This is a genomic window from Furfurilactobacillus sp. WILCCON 0119 (assembly GCF_053471565.1).
In genome coordinates this window covers 647,192-662,115 of the sequence record NZ_JBPCCV010000001.1, presented here as the reverse complement: position 1 = coordinate 662,115, position 14,924 = coordinate 647,192, and the positions used below count along the sequence as shown (strand labels likewise).

Sequence of the window (14,924 nt, the reverse complement as noted above, 5' to 3'; positions counted from 1 at the left end):
TCTTCTTCGTGACCGTTCAATAACGGGTCAAAAAGGAGACGACAGGATTTTAGATAATCTATAAACGCCTGTTTAACAGCATTTTGAAATGGCTTGTGCACACTTTGTGCACTCAACTGATGAATTTTATTTTAACTGCTGATTTTGCAATTTTTATGTCAGACACTAGATAGAACTTGCTTATTGATTTAGGCGAGTGGATTGCTATACCAATTACATAACATTTAGAACTGTCATCAATGAATCAATATCAAGCTAATGTCTGGACTTTATCATTTGGAGATGGTTCAGAAGAATAAAGTTTGTCCAGAGATAGCTCAATTTGTGAATCAGCTTTCTGTTTATACTCGTCGATAAGGTAAGAATATACACGGCTTGTCATAGATACATCTGAATGCCCCAATCGTTTTGAAATGATGTACAGATCAACGGATTCAGAAAGCAGATAGGCTACATGTGTGTGCCTGAGGCTGTGAAAGTGGAATGATGGCTTATCTATCGAACAGTCTTTTAAACATGCTCTAAGCGTCTTATTTACGGCACTGGAGGTAGGGACAGTGCCATATTGATTTATAAACACTTGTTTGCCCCGTGTGCTTTCACGTAATTGAGATAGAACGTTCATCGTTGTCTTGTTAACTCGGATCACTCGATCAGAGTTAGCTTTAGTTGGCTGAAACTCTTTCTTTTCCTCGTTCCAAGATCGTTGGATTGAGATCGTCTTAAAGTTGAAATTGAGATCGGACCATTTAAGACCCTGGACCTCACCTAAACGCATGCCCGAATTAATCGCTAAGAAAATCATATACTTAGAGGTGAAGTTGGGGTTTAAAGAATCTAGTAAATAGCGGCTGAGTGTTTTAGTCTCGGCAATGTTTAAATAATCGATTTGTCGTGTCTTTTTCTTATCAAAAACTAGCGATACACCACGAACAAAGTCTTTTGCAATAACGCCATCGTAAACGCCATCTTTTACGGATGCGTGAATCAGAGAGTTGAATTTTGACATAGTGGACTTAGCATGATGAGTGCCATATTCAGTAACAAATTGTTGGTACTTTCGGCGGTCCATTTTGCCCAAGGGAACGTCAACTAACATTGATTTTTCTAATACCCGATGCAGCTGTGCGTACGTTGCCCGCGTTCTGTCAGTGACTGAAGATGCTTTATAGGTTTTGAACCAGTCCCAGAAGTAGGTGGGGAAGGGCGTTGTATCATCAATAGCTAGCTCCCCGTTAGCGGCCTTTAGCTCGAGCTCGTTTCCAGCTTTAATGGCTTCGGATTTTGTTCTAAAGCCACCAATTGATTTCTGTTCACGTTTACCATCAGCATTCTTAGAACTAACTCTAGTTGTCCAGGTTTTGCCTCGCTTGAAGACACTAGCCATATCAATCACGATCCTTTCTACATACTTCAATCGATAGCACACTCCCAAAACTTGGTAGGGGATGAGGGTGTGCTTTTTTATTTATAAAAACTTCCGCCAGGTGAGTTGCACACCTGATAACGATCTGTCACGGAAACCTGCTAGTAGCTGTTTCTTAATGTGATTGGAGAAAATAGGATAAAGAAAACATAGGGGTGCTACTAGCAATGGACCTAGTTGGAATCGAACCAACGACCGGACGGTTATGAGTCGTCTGTTCTAACCAACCGAGCTATAGGTCCGCGAAGTCCATCCGAAAGGGTGGACTTTTTTGAATTGATCCATTAATGATTAAAATCACTCAAAGAATCTAAATTACCTTTTTGCAAAGTTAACAGTGTTCATACCAGAAATTGAAATCTTATCGCCGTTATGTAGATTAACATTAACCTTTGGCGTTTGACTGAAGCTTGTGTCAGCCCCCAATACTTCGTTAACGTCATCACCAGTGATGCTTTTTGGATCAACCATAAAATTACCAGATTCACCTTCAGCAGGGGTTACTGTGTATTTACCGGCTTTGATGTCACGGCCTACTTTCCAGTAGCCAGTTGTAAGTGAAGCCGTATTGTTCTTGTTGCCTTTTGGTGCTGGGGTAAAGTTGGCACCGCTCATACCCTCAATTTGAATCTTATCGCCCTTAGCAAAGTCAGCGGTGACGTTAGCAGTCTCTAGGCTTGGGTCATCTGTGCCAAGGATTTCGTTAACGTTCTCGCCGGTTAAGCTGTTCTTAGCCGTTGTTTCAAAGTTTCCTGATCCTTCTGTTGCTGTAACAACATAACGCCCGGGTTTTAAATCTGACCCAACTGTATAAGAACCAGCGATAAGTTGTTTCTGTTGAGCCTTCGCAAAGGCGCTTGTAGTTGGTGTTACTGCTATTCCCCCAAATAACATGGTAGAGACTGATAAAGTAGAAAAAATAACTGCTTTTTTCATATTGAACACTCCTAGAATGATTTCAGCTTTTAATGTCATCAGTATTTGGACATAAAAAGTAGCTATTTAAATCCCAAATAAGTGTGTAAACCGCGGTTATGAGCAAATTTTGTAAAGGCTTCAATTACAATATCTGTAAGCTCTGCCGGGATACCAAATGTTTTGGTAAAATCAGCATAATTTGCTTTTGCAAGAGTATATTCCAACTCTAAGTTATTAAGGTATATTTCTGCTAAATCATAAATGGCAGACGTATTGGCCGCACGTTCAAAGTCCACTTTCATATTCGTGCCGAAATATAGAATGGCAAATTGATCGTCTTGATGTTTTATGTGCTCCATTTCATGTGCAAGCTGAAATGGGATTTGACGCTGATACTGCCAATTTAAATTCATAACAATTGTTCTACTTTTAGGATTGCTAGCGGGCGGTGTCGTTGAATTTAAGTCAGCCCATTTAACCTGAATATCTTCTTGAAGGCATTGAGAAAGAAGTTCATTTGTAAAATCATTCAGATCATGCATAAGCTAATCCCTCCGCAGTAAGCGTTTAATGATCTCTAAATCTTCCTTAGGTATCTCGCGGCCCTCATAAGTCATGATTATATCATCGTCGGCTATATCTACTTTAGCCGGCTTAGTTGGTTCAGTATCGCCTAATAAGTAATCCGAAGTAACTCCGAGTAATGAAGCAACACTTTGCAATTTTTCTGCTGATGGTGTTTTGGTTTTCCACGAATAAATTACATTCGGTTTTAATCCGGCTTTATCATTTACTTCACGTAAGTTTAAACCACGTTTTTTTGCTAATTCTTTAATTCTTTCAAACGTTGTCATATAAGGATTCCTCAAAGAAATGACAAACGTAATCATAACTTTAGTTACGATAATCATTGACATGATTAAACTATAGTTATAATATGAGTTCATCAAGTAATTTAGCAAAAGAAAACATAGTAATTACTAACGATACTTTGGCGAGTGAGGGTTAGCAATTGTTTTCTTTGTGCTGTTTGTATGCATTAATATTAAACTAAAGTTTAATAAAATGCAATGACTTGATGAATAAATAACAGGAAAGGAGTAAACATGACAGAACAAGATTTGGCAACAGCAGTATCTCAGATTAGCGACAACATCAAAATTGTTTTACTTCGTAAACACATGAGCCAGGTAGAACTTGCTGAACTGATTAATACTGATAGCTTTCCGGTTAGCCCGGCCACCTTAAACCGTGCGATTAAGGGTGATATGAGCCCAAAATCAGTTGAGATTCGTTCTAAGATTTACAAAGTTCTAGACATTTAACAAAGAGGTGAAACAAGCATGGAAAAAGGGCAAAAGAGAAACGAACTTGCCAAGAAAATCGTTAATGATCTAAAAGAAAAAGACCTCTTAGAAACTGAAGCCGTTTCAGTCCTAAGAAAGTCTATTTCGATCATTGAAGAGCTAAAAGATCAACATAAATTGCGCTAATAAGTGTTTCCTTCCTGCAAGAAGTAATTGAATGATTCAGCGTAACTGTAGTTAAACACATTAGCTTTTTCACTGATAGATAAGGTGCCATGCTTTCTGTTTTTATTTGCATCGGCAATTTCATCTAACAAAGTAGCCTGAGCAAAAGCTAACGCCTTATCATGAGCGAGTTTTTCGTCATCAGTCATAAAATTCACCTCCAATGTTTTGGAATAACTACATCATCTCACGAAAGAAGGTTTTACACATGAACGAATTACAGAATTTTGATTTTGAAGGAAACAAAGTCCGGACGGTTATTGAAGACGGCGAACCAATGTTTGTCGGTAAAGATGTGGCAACTGTACTTGGGTATCAACGGTCCGCAGACGCAATTAGAACACATGTCGATGAAGAGGACAAAGGGGTCGGCGAATTTAAGACCCCTGGTGGAAATCAAATAATGACAGTCATTACCGAATCTGGTGTGTACTCGTTGATCTTTGGTAGTCATTTACCAGCGGCAAAACGATTTAAACATTGGGTCACCAGCGAAGTTTTACCATCAATTCGCAAAACTGGCCAGTATCGGCAACGACCATTATCTGCGACCGAGCAAGCACATTTGGCATTACAAGCCACTGCTGAAATTGATGATCGGTTGACCACGTTAGAAGATACTATGCGAGTTTCAGGTCCGCAGGAAATGCAGCTAAAGGACGCCGTTACTAAACGAGTGCTTACGGCATTAGGTGGCAAAGAATCAGCAGCATACGCGACCATTGGTCGTCGAGGTTTTCAACAATGCTGGCATGACTTTAAACGGCATTTTCAGTTACCACGTTACAGCGAGTTGCCACGGATTCAATTCAGTGAAGCAATGAACTTCATTGAAATTTGGGCGCCGGATACTGAAATGCGGTTAGCAATTCAGAAAGCCAATGCACAAGGAGAATTATTTTAACCGGGAGGTTAGATAAATGTCGCAATCAATTGAAGCAACGGTGTCAATTAAGATTCCTGACGATCAGGTTATTGTCAGTAAAACGTACTTGAAACAGTTGGAAACAGAGCAGACGTCTGGCAAGTTATGGAGCTTCGATGATCTACGGATTAACTTGTTTAACGGTAAGGCTCCCCAGTGGGTGCGTGAGCATGTCTTGACCAATTCAAAGCTACGCGGACAGTTAGATAGCTTGCGAGCTAAGTCGTTAATTGGTGGCGGTGGCGTTGGTAAGCCGTGGTGGTTTCAAGCACAGGCGATGCGGGAGTTTGTTCAGCAGAATTGGTCAATCATTTTTAACGAGGAGGACTAACTAATGACGGTCACATATGAACTAACAGGTTTCATCCTATGGTCAGCCGCGATGTTTGCTGCTGGACTAGTCACTATGTATGTCCACGGCCATCGACACACATTTTTCGACCACTGGAAATAAAAACGCCAGCCGAATAGCTGACGAGGGGGATGGAGATTATTAAAGATGAAATTACCGTTGCCGTAACGACGAGCTTGGTTTTGCTGTTCTGCCGAATATTCCGACTGTCGATTGATGCAATGGTGTTATTCATGGTGAACGATATTTTGTATCAAATGTATAGGGGCAAATATTGAGGTTAAAAGATGTATGAAATTTTTTAATACGATTACCGGGTTTCTCATAGGTGTAATAGTAGCCGTAATAGCCATGTACCTAACAGGGTTGTAAGGAGGCGATAAAAATGGCAATAACGGGGAAATTGACCGTTAAAAATCTTGATGAACTGCAACGCCATCTAAATTGGGCAAAGACTTTTCAAGAAATGCTGAACGAAGAACTTCAACATATTGATGAGTGGAAGCCTGATATTGAATTGAAGTTTGGAGGCAAACAATGAACGAAAAAGTAGCACTAGCCGGGTTGCAGGCTATGCAGCCACAAAAAAAGGCCAATCAGCACTGCAATGCTGGTCGGCCGGTTAAGAAAATTTTACTTGAACACATTATCTATCGAAAGGGCGGTAAACGCAAATGGATTTAGAAGAAGTAAATAAATACGTAGCGCAGGCACAAATCGAAACCACCGAACATTTCATTACGATGTTGGAAAACAGAATTGATCCGTTGAAAAGCCAGCTGATGGCAACACATAGCCTATCAGAACACAAGGCCGGGCAAATGCAAATGGCAACGCTAATCTATGACGAGGTTAACAGCTACTTGAAAGAATTAAAGGAGGCTGCTAATGACTAACTCACGCGATTTAGAAAACAGTATGGTCGGTGACCCAGTCGATGATCGTGTGTTTTTCGACCGCGATTTCAAAGGTTACACATTGTACACGTGTGATGATGTGTACCAATTAATGCTAGATGGTCATGAGTATAACTTCAAGTCAGAAGACGCAGATGACCTGTTAAAACGGGTTCTTGAACGTAAATTCCATCAAATCTTAGCAGTGTTGAAAATCCAACAAGGCACTAACCTGGTTAGTATGCTGTTTCAAGATGGCGGGTATGAAACCGCATTTGAATTGTTAGAAGATCTTGGCGCAAAGCAAATCAACGAAGGGGATGCAGCCTAATGGCAACAATGTATGAACTAACTAATAGCTACCAGGAAGTGTTGGCGTTGCTTGAAGAATCTGATGACCAACAAGTTATCCAAGACACTTTGGAATCCATTCAAGGTGGTATTGAGGATAAAGGCGTTAGCTATGGGATTGTAGCCAAAGAACTTGATGGGCGCATTGATATGGCCGACAAGGAGATCAAACGTCTGCAAGCCTACCGTAAACGGTTAGCCGGCAACAAAAAGCACATGTCACAGTTCCTACTGAACTCGATGAACGTGGCGAACATCACTGCAATTGAAAATGTGAAGGCCACCATCAAGATTCGTAAGAATCCGGTGAAGATGATTGTTACTGACGAAGCCGTTATCCCAGATAAGTTCTTCGCGATTCACGAAGTCCATGCTCTCGACAAAGCCAAGTTAAAAGACGCACTGAAACAGGGTGAAGTCATTAAGGGCGCTCATCTTGAACAAGGCGAATCACTACGCATTAGTTAGGAGAAAACAATGAATTTAGTTGACGCAACTAAGATCACGAACCAAAACATTATGTATTTAGTTTACGGCCAACCTGGTACGGGTAAAACAACGATTGCTAAGTCACTGCCAGGTAAGACATTAGTTGTTGCTCTCGATGGAAGCGACAACGTGTTGCAGGGCGCCAAAGGAATCACATCATTGGAACTAGACGCAAAGGACGTTGAATTCATTATTCAACAGTTCCCAGTCATTCTAAGCACGATTGAAACGAAGTATTTGGATAAGTATGACAACATCGTGTTCGATAACTTGTCCCATCTTCAAGATATGGTTATGAATCAATTGCGAGACATGGTTAAAGATCAGCGCCAAGCGTGGGGAGAAATGCAGAACCTCATTAAGAAATGGGTTTCAAAAATTCGTTCATGGAATAAACGGGTATACGCCACAGCTTGGGAAGAAGTTAAGGACTACACGGATGATGATGGCAATGCCGTGACAACCTTTGACGCATTGATGAATGCAAAGGTTCGTTCAAGTGTTGAAGGACTATTCGCTGTTGTCGGTCGAGCATTTGTTTATAAGGGTGAGCATTTGGTTCAGCTTGAACAAGGTAAGGGCGCGCAAGCCAAGAATCAGATTGATGAACGGAGATTCAGTAAGGCGAGCGAATTATTCACGGATAAAGAATATAAACCACAAACAGAAAGCGAAGAGGGAAAGACAAATGAAGATTGATCGACACAACGTTGCAGGCGGCAACTACTTGAATGAAGCGGGCACATTTGAAGCATTTATCTACTCGTTTTCAACTGGGATCACTAAGAAGGGAAACAACTCATTAAGCATTGGCTACCGTGTTAGAACCGATGTTGACCAAGAACACAAAGGCGAACGTGTCGATTATGCAGACAACTATAACGACAGCGAAATTGGTGAACGTTACATCAATAGCTTAATTGTTAACGCTGGTGTGGAAGAAGACAAATTACCTGACGACAGTAACGTCAACCTAACCAAAATTGGAACGGCACTGCTTGGCAAGCCAGTACGAATCACTAATGAACGAGTTGCTAGCTATTCCGATCCAAGCAAGAAGGTCAATAACATCACATCAGTTGAATCTACACAATTTCCTAAGGTTGCGGCTAGTGAACGTAAGGGGCGTATTGCTGGGGACATCACCGATAAGAATGGTAACAGTAAACCAACACATTTAGTCCCAGCTGATCCATTTGCAGGTAGCGGTGAGAACATCGATATTAGCGACGATGACTTGCCATTCTAGGAGGTCACAATGGCAGACATTCATTGGATCAAACTAAAAACGTCAATGTTTGATGACGAGAAAATTAGGCTCATTGAGGCCATGCCGGAAGCTGATTCAATTCTGATTATCTGGGTACGGTTGCTAGTGTTAGCTGGGAAAACGAATGATGACGGGTTGATCTACATTCAACGTGACATGCCATACACGGATGAGGCACTCGCCACTTTGTTTAGCAAAAAGGTGTCAGTTGTGAAGCTAGCTTTAAATTTGTTGGCAAAGTTCAACATGATTGAAGTAAACAATCAAGGCTTAATTCAAATTGAAAATTGGGAAAAACATCAAAATGTAACTGGTATGGATCGAGTGAAAGAGCAGGCACGCCTAAGAAAGCAGCGTCAAAGAGAGCGACAAAACACGTTGTCAATTGGTCACGTGACGTCACGTGACAGTCACGCAACAGAGTCAGACTCAGAATCAGATACAGAATCAGATACAGAAGTAAATAAAGAGAACATGTTTCCGTGGCAGTCGGTTGTTGATTATTTGAACGAGAAAACAGGGAAGCACTTCAAACATACGGCAGCTAACAAGACAGCCATTATGGCACGCCATAAAGAAGGCTACACAGCTGATGATATGCGTAAGGTGATCGATAGCAAAACTGCTGAATGGTTGAAGGACACCAAGATGAACAAATTTTTACAGCCGTCTACATTGTTCAGAGCTAGTAAGTTTGAAGGTTATGTAAACAACCTTCCGGCGCAAGAGCAATCGTCAAGCATGGATTTAAAAGATTGGACAGGCGACTAGATGAAAGCACTGAAATTTGAGGATGCTTATATAAAAAGGATCGCTCATGCCCATAACGTTGATATGAATAACTTGCCGAGCAAGGAAGAAATTGAACAAAAGTTCGTTGATAAAGCCACCAACGATTTGGCTATACAGAAAAAGCGCCACTATTACCGGATGTCAGTCTGGTCAGGTGGTAGGCCGTTAAGGTTTACATTTGGCGACTGGGATATCGCTAAGCAAGTAAACGTTGAACAGGCTAAGACGTTAGGAAACAAGGCGTTTAAATTAGCTAGCCAACTACAAACGCAACAGTTCAATGTTGTCTTAATGGGTGATCGTGGGGTCGGTAAAACCTCTTTAGCTTTGGCAATGATGAACGCGTTAATGCAACCAGACGGCGATAAACCCGGTAAAAGTGGCATGTTCGTTTCGACCGCTGAACTGTTGAGCATTATTAATGCCAAATATGATAGCCCCGATGTTGTGCAAAAGATTCGTGACATTAAACGAGCGATGATTGAAGTCGATGTGCTTGTGCTTGATGATTTTGGGACTGAGGGTGGTATGACGGGTAACTTTAGGCCGGTTCATAAAGATTTACAAGACTTAATGTATCAGGTCTCAAATGCCCGCGTAGATTTCGATAATAATCAAGTTCACGGGACCACCATTGTGACGACGAACAACACAAAGCAACAGTTAAAGCAAATGTACGAAGGAAAGTTCATTGATCGAGTTTATCCCAAGAATCCCGACCACCAACTGCTGTTTGCCAAAATGGAAGGGGTACGGAGCGTATGACATGTTCATTATGCGGCGGTACAAAGATTGTTCATACAGAAGTTTCAGCTGGAATCATGACTGTTGGTCCATGTCCTAACTGCACGGATTTCATTCACAAACAATACGACATGACAACGAACGGTGAGGCAAAATAATGACACGAGAAATCAAGTTCCGAGCGTGGGACAAAGTGCAACATAAGTTGATGAATGTTGTCGAAATGGATTGGGAACCGCATGGGACTGATGAACACGGCAATTTCAAGCGCGAAATTTACTATGTGCGCGCACAGAATATTAAGGATTTCGCTGACGTTGAGCGCTACTGTGGCCATGCAGAAATTGAAGAGCTGATGCTTGAACAGTACACCGGTCTCCACGATGTTAACGGCAAAGAAATCTACGAAGGAGATATTGTGACAACCGGTTCTGAAGAAATTGTTGTTACCTTCAGTGAGCAACACCATGAAGAGGAATATGGATCAGACTTTATCTATCAGGGATTCAATGTTGAATTAGGTTGTGGATACCCTATGGCAATTAGAGAAAAGTACACCGTCATTGGCAATATTCACGAGAACCCGGAACTGTTGGAGGCAGAAAAATGACACCGATTCTTGATGCAACTGCTGGCAGTCGTATGTTCTGGTGGGATAAGGCCAATCCCAACGTGACGTTCTTGGATAAGCGGGTAGGTCAGTTTGACCTAGGCACATACACCACCAGCAAGGGAGCAGTACCACGGACACTAACGGTTAACCCTGACGTGCAAGGCGATTTCCGCAGCCTACCCTTTGAGGATGATTCATTTTACCTAGTAGTTTTTGATCCGCCGCATCTGATTCACGCTGGCAAGGATAGTTGGTTGGCCAAAAAATATGGCGTGCTGGATAAAGACCATTGGCAAGATGATTTACGTCAAGGATTTAACGAATGTATGCGGGTTTTAAAACCAAATGGCACGCTTATCTTCAAGTGGAACGATGATCAGATTAAGTTGGCAAAAGTGTTAAAATCCATGAACGCCAAGCCGCTTTTTGGCGATAAGCGCAGTAAAACTCACTGGCTAGTGTTTATGAAAATGGAGGCGGATAAATGAAGTTTATTGATTTATTCGCTGGGATTGGTGGAGTTCGTCATGGCATGGAGCTAGCAGGTCATGAGTGCGTCGGCTGGGTTGAGTGGGATAAGTTTGCCCGGCGTAGTTATGAAGCGATGCATTCAAATGCAAAGGAGTTATGGAATGGCACAGACATTAGAGCAGTTAGAGCTGCTGAAATCCCCCAAGCCGACTGTTGGTGTTTTGGATTTCCGTGCCAGGACATCAGTGTCGCCGGCAAACAAAAAGGATTTACTGATGGGAAACGTAGCTCCCTATTCTTCACAGTTACGGGGCTTATTAGAGACCTCGAAGAAACAAATCGACCCAGCTATCTACTCATTGAGAACGTTAAGAACCTACTTAGCATTAACAGAGGGTTTGACTTCCTCAAACTTCAAATTGAGCTGGATGAAATCGGGTATGACTGTGAATGGGACGTTCTCGATTCAGCCGAAGTCGTGCCTCAACACCGGGAGCGTGTCTACATTATCGGACATCTTAGAGGAAGAGGTACCAAGCAAGTATTTCCTATCAGAGATGACGAACAGACTGTTAGCGCTCCCGCGCCCGTGATCAAAGTTGGAAGTGTAAATCCAAGTGGCTACGGAATCAATGGTGACGTAGTTCGAACAGATGGGCTTGCCAGTTACCACTATAAGGGCGAAGGGCAGAAGGCACTGATTCAGGTTAACGACGCAAAGCACCAACAGGATCGTGTTTATTCGACCGATGGAATTGCACCAGCATTGAACACCGGAACAGGTGGCAACCTTGAACCAAAAGTGTTGGTTAAGAGTGCAACGGCTAAAGGATACCAAGAAGCGACGGCAGGCGATGGAATCAATTTATCGCAGCCCAACAGCAAGACGCAACGTGGAAGGGTTCAACCCCAAAGAGCACATACACTTACCGTTGCTGGTTCAGAAGGTGTGTTGGGTAACGATATGCGGATTCGAAAATTAACCCCACGTGAGTGTTGGCGATTGCAGACGTTTCCTGATTATCTATTTGATCGAGCAGAAAAAGTAAACAGCAATTCGCAATTGTACAAGCAAGCCGGGAACAGTGTGACGTGCGAGGTTGTGCACAGAATCGCAGAAAAGATGGAGGTAGCAAATGACTAAGAAAGTTTATAATGCCTACGATTTCGATAAGGCAAAGTCATTGATTGAAGCAAATAAGAACAAAATCATTAGTGCCGAGTTGGGCACTCTATCAGATTGGAGATTTACGGCTGATGAAGTTTGGAGTAAGGAAGACGGCTATCTGATTGAACTCAATGCAGACACCTTTATTGGTGGTATTCAAGGGTCATCATGGGATGAACCCACTTTGCGTATGTGTTTCGGAGATGGAATGTATAAAGAAGTCAGTGTCTCTAAGGATGTATTTGAGAATGATATGGATGCATATGCAGATCGCCGTAAAAAATTCATAAAAGGGCTGGCATTAGAAATGGAAAAAATCACTGGAGCTAGTGACTAATGATTGAACCTAGTTACTATAAGGGAACCAACGGTAAAGACCTAATTGATAGTTACGCCGAACAGATGACAGCTGATGAGTTTCGGGGCTTCATGAAAGGGAATGTCATTAAGTATTTGACGCGTTACTTAGATAAGAATGGCGTTCAGGATCTGGATAAGGCTATGACGTATTTACAACGGCTGAAAGAATATGAGGAAGGTAGCGACTAGTGACATTGATTGATTATTTTATTGCGGCATTCACAGTAGTTGTACTGATTAGCTTCATCGTGAGTGACGTGATGATTGAAAGGAGAAAGAAATGAATTCACCAACGGCATTGAATAAGAGCGGTAAAAAGATTGAGAAGTGGGGTCAGAAGTTCGATAGCCAAAAGGAACTGGATTTCTATGAGCGTTTCATTAAGGACCAGGTAGCTTCTGATCGTGTATCAGTTCATCCACGGTTTGTGCTTGCTGATAAGAAGCAGGTTGAACAGGGAGCGGTTATTAGCGGTATTCGGTATACACCAGATTTTGTGATCTATGACGACTTCATGCACATCCTGCACGTTTACGACGTTAAGAATTCGTTTGGTGTGTATGGAATCGATAATGGTAACCGATTGACGTTTCGCTTGTTCGCTATGCAGACTGGGGTACCAGTTGAGGCTGTGGTGGTCCGCAAACATGATTTTAAAGCTGCATGTATTGGTGTAACTAAGCAGCTGAATCTGAGCGGTCAGGCTAAGACGCCAAGTCCAATTGTTCGAAGTGACGTTTTTTATAACTGGAAAGAGGCGACTAACTATTGATTGAGCGGAAGATGAGACCAGTGGAACATGAACGGTGCCGCACAGCCTATTTTAACTTCTTGGCCGATGGTTTGAAGGACCATGGCGGCGATATGTGGCGGACAGTTATCTTCTGGGCTAACAACAAGCTAATTCGATTAAGCGTGGGCAATGTTAGCGATGAATCGCATTACCTGATTTTATCTAAGCATGAATTAAGCGTGGCTGAAAAAAACAAGATTATGTATGAATTGTTGTTGATGGGAGGAGCGAGTGATGAAACAACATCTGAGCTCAAATGAACAAGAAACTATCTTGTCTATTGATGGCGAAAAGAAGCGTTGGCATATTTATACCTCCCGAAGTTTGGACTTCAAAAAATACAGTTCTGTATTAGAAAATCAGAAAATAACGCGATATGATGACGGACAAGTTATGAGTATCGAAGGGGACTTAAAAGAAAGTTGGTACATCCCCAAACCACGTGAACATAAAAAACGTGAACTAACTGATGAACAACGCGCCGAGTTAGTGGAGCGTGGCAGACATCTATCGCAGAGTCGCGTTTAAGGGTAGAAATTAAAGTAGCTACGTTGTTTCATCGACATCAAATCTATTTCGGGTGTATTTACCCACAAAATAAAACAGCCGCTCTAAACGCTGTTTAGAAGCAGGCTACGGAGGAAATAAATCATGGCAGAATTAAAGGACAACAGTTTTGATGTAATGGGAGTGTTGACCGATGTTCACCCGACAAAGAATGATGTGACCAAGGTTACATTTGAAATCCCAACTGACGCCTTAGAAACCACAATGATTACGTTAACTAAGTCTTATGAACGTGATGTTAAGTTGAAGATTACGCCTGCTCAAACAGAACTTGATACCGAGGGCGACGAAGAGGACGGGCAAACCGAGTTAGATGGGATGGGAGAATAATGTATAAAAGGGGTAGAAGTCTAGCACCGAAGATACTAAAACGTGGTTCACAGGCACCAAGTGTTAATCCGGGGCAAAATAAAGATGTTTCGAAGATCACACGATTGCGCTTAACGGATTTTCCCGAATTGAACGATGTAGATGGATTGAAGAAATCGAAAGCATATGGCAGTGTTCTCTCATATTCAGATGGCGTCAGTCTTGGTGACGTCGTTGATAAGCTGGTCGAACTTTCAGGTGAAAGCAAGAAGGTCAAAGCCAAGCAAAGACAGAACGACATTGATGCATTTTGGAAAGAACTAAAGCCTCATTTGCAGCATGCTTATATCACATGTGTCACCACATACACAGTAGAAGGCATTGGTACTAGGTGGATGTTGACTATGGGAACTGGGCATCATGAGGATGGATACTTAGTCATTCACTGTTTAGATGGATCAATTGTTACTATGCAATCAGAAAATGTAACTGGGACAAATAGTTATGTTTTGACCAAAGAACATTTGACTGCATTATGGGACGAGCTTCATACAGATAAGGAAGTGACACAGTGAAGAAGGAAGAGATAGACACGATGTCTTTTAACAAGTTTATCCGCTTACTCGTTTCACTTTTCCTAGTTTGGTGGCTTGCTGGTTTTGTACTATCCGTTGGTTGGAATTGGTTCATCACACCACTTTTCAAGTTGCCAAGTTTAAACGTACCGATCGCAACTGGATTGTACACTTTGATTAATTTCGTATTGCCTACTAATCAGGAGTCGGAAGATAAGTCATCGCTTGAATTGATTGTTGGCTCAGTGACAATGTGTCTGGCGGCCTTGATAATGTTCTGGGTATGCCATCAAGTTATCTAACAAGTTGCGACTAATTAAAAAAAGCCGCATCCCCAAACGAGGAAGCGACCTTTGCTCAATGAACTCAACAA

Annotated in this window: 29 protein-coding genes and 1 tRNA gene; 24 read left to right on the top strand and 6 right to left on the bottom strand. The window is 42.0% G+C overall.

What is annotated here, in order from left to right:
• Nucleotides 1-250: 250 nt before the first annotated feature.
• The 5 genes from ACRYI5_RS03480 to ACRYI5_RS03460 all read right to left on the bottom strand — a co-directional run bounded on the left by ACRYI5_RS03480 (nt 251) and on the right by ACRYI5_RS03460 (nt 3,198).
• Nucleotides 251-1,387: a site-specific integrase gene (locus ACRYI5_RS03480; protein ID WP_448224308.1), complete on the bottom strand. Its 1,137-nt coding sequence runs from the start codon at nt 1,385-1,387 to the stop codon at nt 251-253.
• A gap of 207 nt (nt 1,388-1,594) precedes the next feature.
• A tRNA-Ile gene (locus tag ACRYI5_RS03475) sits at nt 1,595-1,668 on the bottom strand.
• Between the two features lie 73 nt (nt 1,669-1,741).
• Complete coding sequence (locus ACRYI5_RS03470; RefSeq protein WP_448224287.1) at nt 1,742-2,362, bottom strand: hypothetical protein; 621 nt, start codon at nt 2,360-2,362, stop codon at nt 1,742-1,744.
• Nucleotides 2,363-2,424: 62 nt separating this feature from the next.
• Entirely contained in the window at nt 2,425-2,886 is a 462-nt protein-coding gene (locus ACRYI5_RS03465; RefSeq protein ID WP_448224286.1) for a hypothetical protein, read from the bottom strand.
• A 3-nt stretch (nt 2,887-2,889) separates the two neighbouring features.
• On the bottom strand, nt 2,890-3,198 hold the full coding sequence (locus tag ACRYI5_RS03460; protein WP_448224285.1) for a helix-turn-helix domain-containing protein: 309 nt from the start codon (nt 3,196-3,198) through the stop codon (nt 2,890-2,892).
• Between the two features lie 252 nt (nt 3,199-3,450).
• On the opposite strand from ACRYI5_RS03460, the gene ACRYI5_RS03455 reads away from it, so the two are divergent.
• Together ACRYI5_RS03455 and ACRYI5_RS03450 are read left to right on the top strand one after the other, a co-directional pair.
• Nucleotides 3,451-3,669, top strand: a complete 219-nt coding sequence (locus ACRYI5_RS03455; protein ID WP_448224284.1) for a helix-turn-helix domain-containing protein — start codon at nt 3,451-3,453, stop codon at nt 3,667-3,669.
• 18 nt (nt 3,670-3,687) lie between these two features.
• Entirely contained in the window at nt 3,688-3,837 is a 150-nt protein-coding gene (locus ACRYI5_RS03450; RefSeq protein ID WP_448224283.1) for a hypothetical protein, read from the top strand.
• On the opposite strand, the gene ACRYI5_RS03445 is transcribed toward ACRYI5_RS03450, so the two are convergent.
• Complete coding sequence (locus tag ACRYI5_RS03445; protein WP_448224282.1) at nt 3,834-4,025, bottom strand: hypothetical protein; 192 nt, start codon at nt 4,023-4,025, stop codon at nt 3,834-3,836. The two genes, ACRYI5_RS03450 and ACRYI5_RS03445, sit on opposite strands and share 4 nt — an antisense overlap.
• A 59-nt stretch (nt 4,026-4,084) precedes the next feature.
• Between ACRYI5_RS03445 and ACRYI5_RS03440 the strand changes: the two genes are divergently transcribed.
• The 22 genes from ACRYI5_RS03440 to ACRYI5_RS03335 all read left to right on the top strand — a co-directional run bounded on the left by ACRYI5_RS03440 (nt 4,085) and on the right by ACRYI5_RS03335 (nt 14,853).
• Nucleotides 4,085-4,780, top strand: coding sequence for a BRO family protein (locus tag ACRYI5_RS03440; RefSeq protein WP_448224281.1), 696 nt, complete (start codon nt 4,085-4,087; stop codon nt 4,778-4,780).
• Nucleotides 4,781-4,796: 16 nt separating this feature from the next.
• Nucleotides 4,797-5,132, top strand: coding sequence for a DUF771 domain-containing protein (locus ACRYI5_RS03435; RefSeq protein ID WP_448224280.1), 336 nt, complete (start codon nt 4,797-4,799; stop codon nt 5,130-5,132).
• A 406-nt stretch (nt 5,133-5,538) separates the two neighbouring features.
• A complete protein-coding gene (locus ACRYI5_RS03430; RefSeq protein ID WP_448224279.1) occupies nt 5,539-5,694 on the top strand; it encodes a hypothetical protein in 156 nt (51 codons plus the stop codon).
• Complete coding sequence (locus ACRYI5_RS03425) at nt 5,691-5,837, top strand: hypothetical protein (protein ID WP_448224278.1); 147 nt, start codon at nt 5,691-5,693, stop codon at nt 5,835-5,837. Before ACRYI5_RS03430 ends, ACRYI5_RS03425 begins: the two co-directional genes overlap by 4 nt.
• Entirely contained in the window at nt 5,828-6,049 is a 222-nt protein-coding gene (locus tag ACRYI5_RS03420; RefSeq protein ID WP_448224277.1) for a hypothetical protein, read from the top strand. The genes ACRYI5_RS03425 and ACRYI5_RS03420 overlap by 10 nt, the downstream gene beginning before the upstream one ends.
• Complete coding sequence (locus ACRYI5_RS03415) at nt 6,042-6,380, top strand: hypothetical protein (protein ID WP_448224276.1); 339 nt, start codon at nt 6,042-6,044, stop codon at nt 6,378-6,380. The genes ACRYI5_RS03420 and ACRYI5_RS03415 overlap by 8 nt, the downstream gene beginning before the upstream one ends.
• A complete protein-coding gene (locus ACRYI5_RS03410) occupies nt 6,380-6,868 on the top strand; it encodes a siphovirus Gp157 family protein (protein ID WP_448224275.1) in 489 nt (162 codons plus the stop codon). Before ACRYI5_RS03415 ends, ACRYI5_RS03410 begins: the two co-directional genes overlap by 1 nt.
• Before the next feature lie 9 nt (nt 6,869-6,877).
• Complete coding sequence (locus ACRYI5_RS03405; RefSeq protein WP_448224274.1) at nt 6,878-7,588, top strand: AAA family ATPase; 711 nt, start codon at nt 6,878-6,880, stop codon at nt 7,586-7,588.
• The gene (locus tag ACRYI5_RS03400) at nt 7,578-8,138 is read left to right on the top strand and encodes a DUF669 domain-containing protein (protein WP_448224273.1); all 561 of its coding nucleotides are present in this window, start codon (nt 7,578-7,580) and stop codon (nt 8,136-8,138) included. The genes ACRYI5_RS03405 and ACRYI5_RS03400 overlap by 11 nt, the downstream gene beginning before the upstream one ends.
• A gap of 9 nt (nt 8,139-8,147) precedes the next feature.
• Complete coding sequence (locus tag ACRYI5_RS03395; protein ID WP_448224272.1) at nt 8,148-8,930, top strand: phage replisome organizer N-terminal domain-containing protein; 783 nt, start codon at nt 8,148-8,150, stop codon at nt 8,928-8,930.
• Nucleotides 8,931-9,716 carry an ATP-binding protein gene (locus ACRYI5_RS03390; RefSeq protein ID WP_448224271.1) on the top strand — a complete coding sequence of 262 codons (786 nt, stop codon included), beginning with the start codon at nt 8,931-8,933 and terminating at the stop codon, nt 9,714-9,716.
• Between the two features lie 136 nt (nt 9,717-9,852).
• Nucleotides 9,853-10,305 (top strand): YopX family protein, encoded by a 453-nt coding sequence (locus ACRYI5_RS03385; protein ID WP_448224270.1) that lies wholly within the window; start codon nt 9,853-9,855, stop codon nt 10,303-10,305.
• Nucleotides 10,302-10,796: an SAM-dependent methyltransferase gene (locus tag ACRYI5_RS03380; protein ID WP_448224269.1), complete on the top strand. Its 495-nt coding sequence runs from the start codon at nt 10,302-10,304 to the stop codon at nt 10,794-10,796. Before ACRYI5_RS03385 ends, ACRYI5_RS03380 begins: the two co-directional genes overlap by 4 nt.
• A complete protein-coding gene (locus ACRYI5_RS03375) occupies nt 10,793-11,923 on the top strand; it encodes a DNA cytosine methyltransferase (protein WP_448224268.1) in 1,131 nt (376 codons plus the stop codon). The genes ACRYI5_RS03380 and ACRYI5_RS03375 overlap by 4 nt, the downstream gene beginning before the upstream one ends.
• Complete coding sequence (locus ACRYI5_RS03370) at nt 11,916-12,284, top strand: hypothetical protein (protein ID WP_448224267.1); 369 nt, start codon at nt 11,916-11,918, stop codon at nt 12,282-12,284. Before ACRYI5_RS03375 ends, ACRYI5_RS03370 begins: the two co-directional genes overlap by 8 nt.
• Nucleotides 12,284-12,496, top strand: a complete 213-nt coding sequence (locus tag ACRYI5_RS03365) for a DUF3310 domain-containing protein (RefSeq protein ID WP_448224266.1) — start codon at nt 12,284-12,286, stop codon at nt 12,494-12,496. The genes ACRYI5_RS03370 and ACRYI5_RS03365 overlap by 1 nt, the downstream gene beginning before the upstream one ends.
• A gap of 91 nt (nt 12,497-12,587) precedes the next feature.
• On the top strand, nt 12,588-13,079 hold the full coding sequence (locus ACRYI5_RS03360) for a DUF1064 domain-containing protein (RefSeq protein WP_407881218.1): 492 nt from the start codon (nt 12,588-12,590) through the stop codon (nt 13,077-13,079).
• A 20-nt stretch (nt 13,080-13,099) separates the two neighbouring features.
• Nucleotides 13,100-13,360, top strand: a complete 261-nt coding sequence (locus ACRYI5_RS03355; RefSeq protein ID WP_448224265.1) for a hypothetical protein — start codon at nt 13,100-13,102, stop codon at nt 13,358-13,360.
• Nucleotides 13,335-13,628, top strand: a complete 294-nt coding sequence (locus ACRYI5_RS03350; protein WP_407881221.1) for a hypothetical protein — start codon at nt 13,335-13,337, stop codon at nt 13,626-13,628. The genes ACRYI5_RS03355 and ACRYI5_RS03350 overlap by 26 nt, the downstream gene beginning before the upstream one ends.
• A 123-nt stretch (nt 13,629-13,751) precedes the next feature.
• Nucleotides 13,752-13,997 carry a hypothetical protein gene (locus tag ACRYI5_RS03345; RefSeq protein ID WP_448224264.1) on the top strand — a complete coding sequence of 82 codons (246 nt, stop codon included), beginning with the start codon at nt 13,752-13,754 and terminating at the stop codon, nt 13,995-13,997.
• A complete protein-coding gene (locus ACRYI5_RS03340) occupies nt 13,997-14,551 on the top strand; it encodes a hypothetical protein (RefSeq protein ID WP_448224263.1) in 555 nt (184 codons plus the stop codon). The genes ACRYI5_RS03345 and ACRYI5_RS03340 overlap by 1 nt, the downstream gene beginning before the upstream one ends.
• Nucleotides 14,548-14,853, top strand: coding sequence for a hypothetical protein (locus ACRYI5_RS03335; protein WP_407881227.1), 306 nt, complete (start codon nt 14,548-14,550; stop codon nt 14,851-14,853). Before ACRYI5_RS03340 ends, ACRYI5_RS03335 begins: the two co-directional genes overlap by 4 nt.
• The last annotated feature ends 71 nt before the right edge of the window (nt 14,854-14,924 follow it).

Excerpts from the sequence above, each read along its gene's own strand:
- ACRYI5_RS03385 (WP_448224270.1), top strand. The coding sequence starts at position 9,853 with ATGACACGAGAAATCAAGTTCCGAGCGTGGGACAAAGTGCAACATAAG.
- ACRYI5_RS03465 (WP_448224286.1), bottom strand. The coding sequence starts at position 2,886 with ATGCATGATCTGAATGATTTTACAAATGAACTTCTTTCTCAATGCCTT.
- ACRYI5_RS03390 (WP_448224271.1), top strand. The coding sequence starts at position 8,931 with ATGAAAGCACTGAAATTTGAGGATGCTTATATAAAAAGGATCGCTCAT.
- ACRYI5_RS03375 (WP_448224268.1), top strand. The coding sequence starts at position 10,793 with ATGAAGTTTATTGATTTATTCGCTGGGATTGGTGGAGTTCGTCATGGC.
- ACRYI5_RS03450 (WP_448224283.1), top strand. The coding sequence starts at position 3,688 with ATGGAAAAAGGGCAAAAGAGAAACGAACTTGCCAAGAAAATCGTTAAT.
- ACRYI5_RS03455 (WP_448224284.1), top strand. The coding sequence starts at position 3,451 with ATGACAGAACAAGATTTGGCAACAGCAGTATCTCAGATTAGCGACAAC.
- ACRYI5_RS03430 (WP_448224279.1), top strand. The coding sequence starts at position 5,539 with ATGGCAATAACGGGGAAATTGACCGTTAAAAATCTTGATGAACTGCAA.
- ACRYI5_RS03350 (WP_407881221.1), top strand. The coding sequence starts at position 13,335 with ATGAAACAACATCTGAGCTCAAATGAACAAGAAACTATCTTGTCTATT.
- ACRYI5_RS03340 (WP_448224263.1), top strand. The coding sequence starts at position 13,997 with ATGTATAAAAGGGGTAGAAGTCTAGCACCGAAGATACTAAAACGTGGT.
- ACRYI5_RS03400 (WP_448224273.1), top strand. The coding sequence starts at position 7,578 with ATGAAGATTGATCGACACAACGTTGCAGGCGGCAACTACTTGAATGAA.
- ACRYI5_RS03440 (WP_448224281.1), top strand. The coding sequence starts at position 4,085 with ATGAACGAATTACAGAATTTTGATTTTGAAGGAAACAAAGTCCGGACG.
- ACRYI5_RS03360 (WP_407881218.1), top strand. The coding sequence starts at position 12,588 with ATGAATTCACCAACGGCATTGAATAAGAGCGGTAAAAAGATTGAGAAG.
- ACRYI5_RS03395 (WP_448224272.1), top strand. The coding sequence starts at position 8,148 with ATGGCAGACATTCATTGGATCAAACTAAAAACGTCAATGTTTGATGAC.
- ACRYI5_RS03405 (WP_448224274.1), top strand. The coding sequence starts at position 6,878 with ATGAATTTAGTTGACGCAACTAAGATCACGAACCAAAACATTATGTAT.
- ACRYI5_RS03380 (WP_448224269.1), top strand. The coding sequence starts at position 10,302 with ATGACACCGATTCTTGATGCAACTGCTGGCAGTCGTATGTTCTGGTGG.
- ACRYI5_RS03480 (WP_448224308.1), bottom strand. The coding sequence starts at position 1,387 with ATGGCTAGTGTCTTCAAGCGAGGCAAAACCTGGACAACTAGAGTTAGT.
- ACRYI5_RS03435 (WP_448224280.1), top strand. The coding sequence starts at position 4,797 with ATGTCGCAATCAATTGAAGCAACGGTGTCAATTAAGATTCCTGACGAT.
- ACRYI5_RS03370 (WP_448224267.1), top strand. The coding sequence starts at position 11,916 with ATGACTAAGAAAGTTTATAATGCCTACGATTTCGATAAGGCAAAGTCA.
- ACRYI5_RS03470 (WP_448224287.1), bottom strand. The coding sequence starts at position 2,362 with ATGAAAAAAGCAGTTATTTTTTCTACTTTATCAGTCTCTACCATGTTA.
- ACRYI5_RS03410 (WP_448224275.1), top strand. The coding sequence starts at position 6,380 with ATGGCAACAATGTATGAACTAACTAATAGCTACCAGGAAGTGTTGGCG.
- ACRYI5_RS03425 (WP_448224278.1), top strand. The coding sequence starts at position 5,691 with ATGAACGAAAAAGTAGCACTAGCCGGGTTGCAGGCTATGCAGCCACAA.
- ACRYI5_RS03420 (WP_448224277.1), top strand. The coding sequence starts at position 5,828 with ATGGATTTAGAAGAAGTAAATAAATACGTAGCGCAGGCACAAATCGAA.
- ACRYI5_RS03365 (WP_448224266.1), top strand. The coding sequence starts at position 12,284 with ATGATTGAACCTAGTTACTATAAGGGAACCAACGGTAAAGACCTAATT.
- ACRYI5_RS03445 (WP_448224282.1), bottom strand. The coding sequence starts at position 4,025 with ATGACTGATGACGAAAAACTCGCTCATGATAAGGCGTTAGCTTTTGCT.
- ACRYI5_RS03415 (WP_448224276.1), top strand. The coding sequence starts at position 6,042 with ATGACTAACTCACGCGATTTAGAAAACAGTATGGTCGGTGACCCAGTC.
- ACRYI5_RS03460 (WP_448224285.1), bottom strand. The coding sequence starts at position 3,198 with ATGACAACGTTTGAAAGAATTAAAGAATTAGCAAAAAAACGTGGTTTA.
- ACRYI5_RS03345 (WP_448224264.1), top strand. The coding sequence starts at position 13,752 with ATGGCAGAATTAAAGGACAACAGTTTTGATGTAATGGGAGTGTTGACC.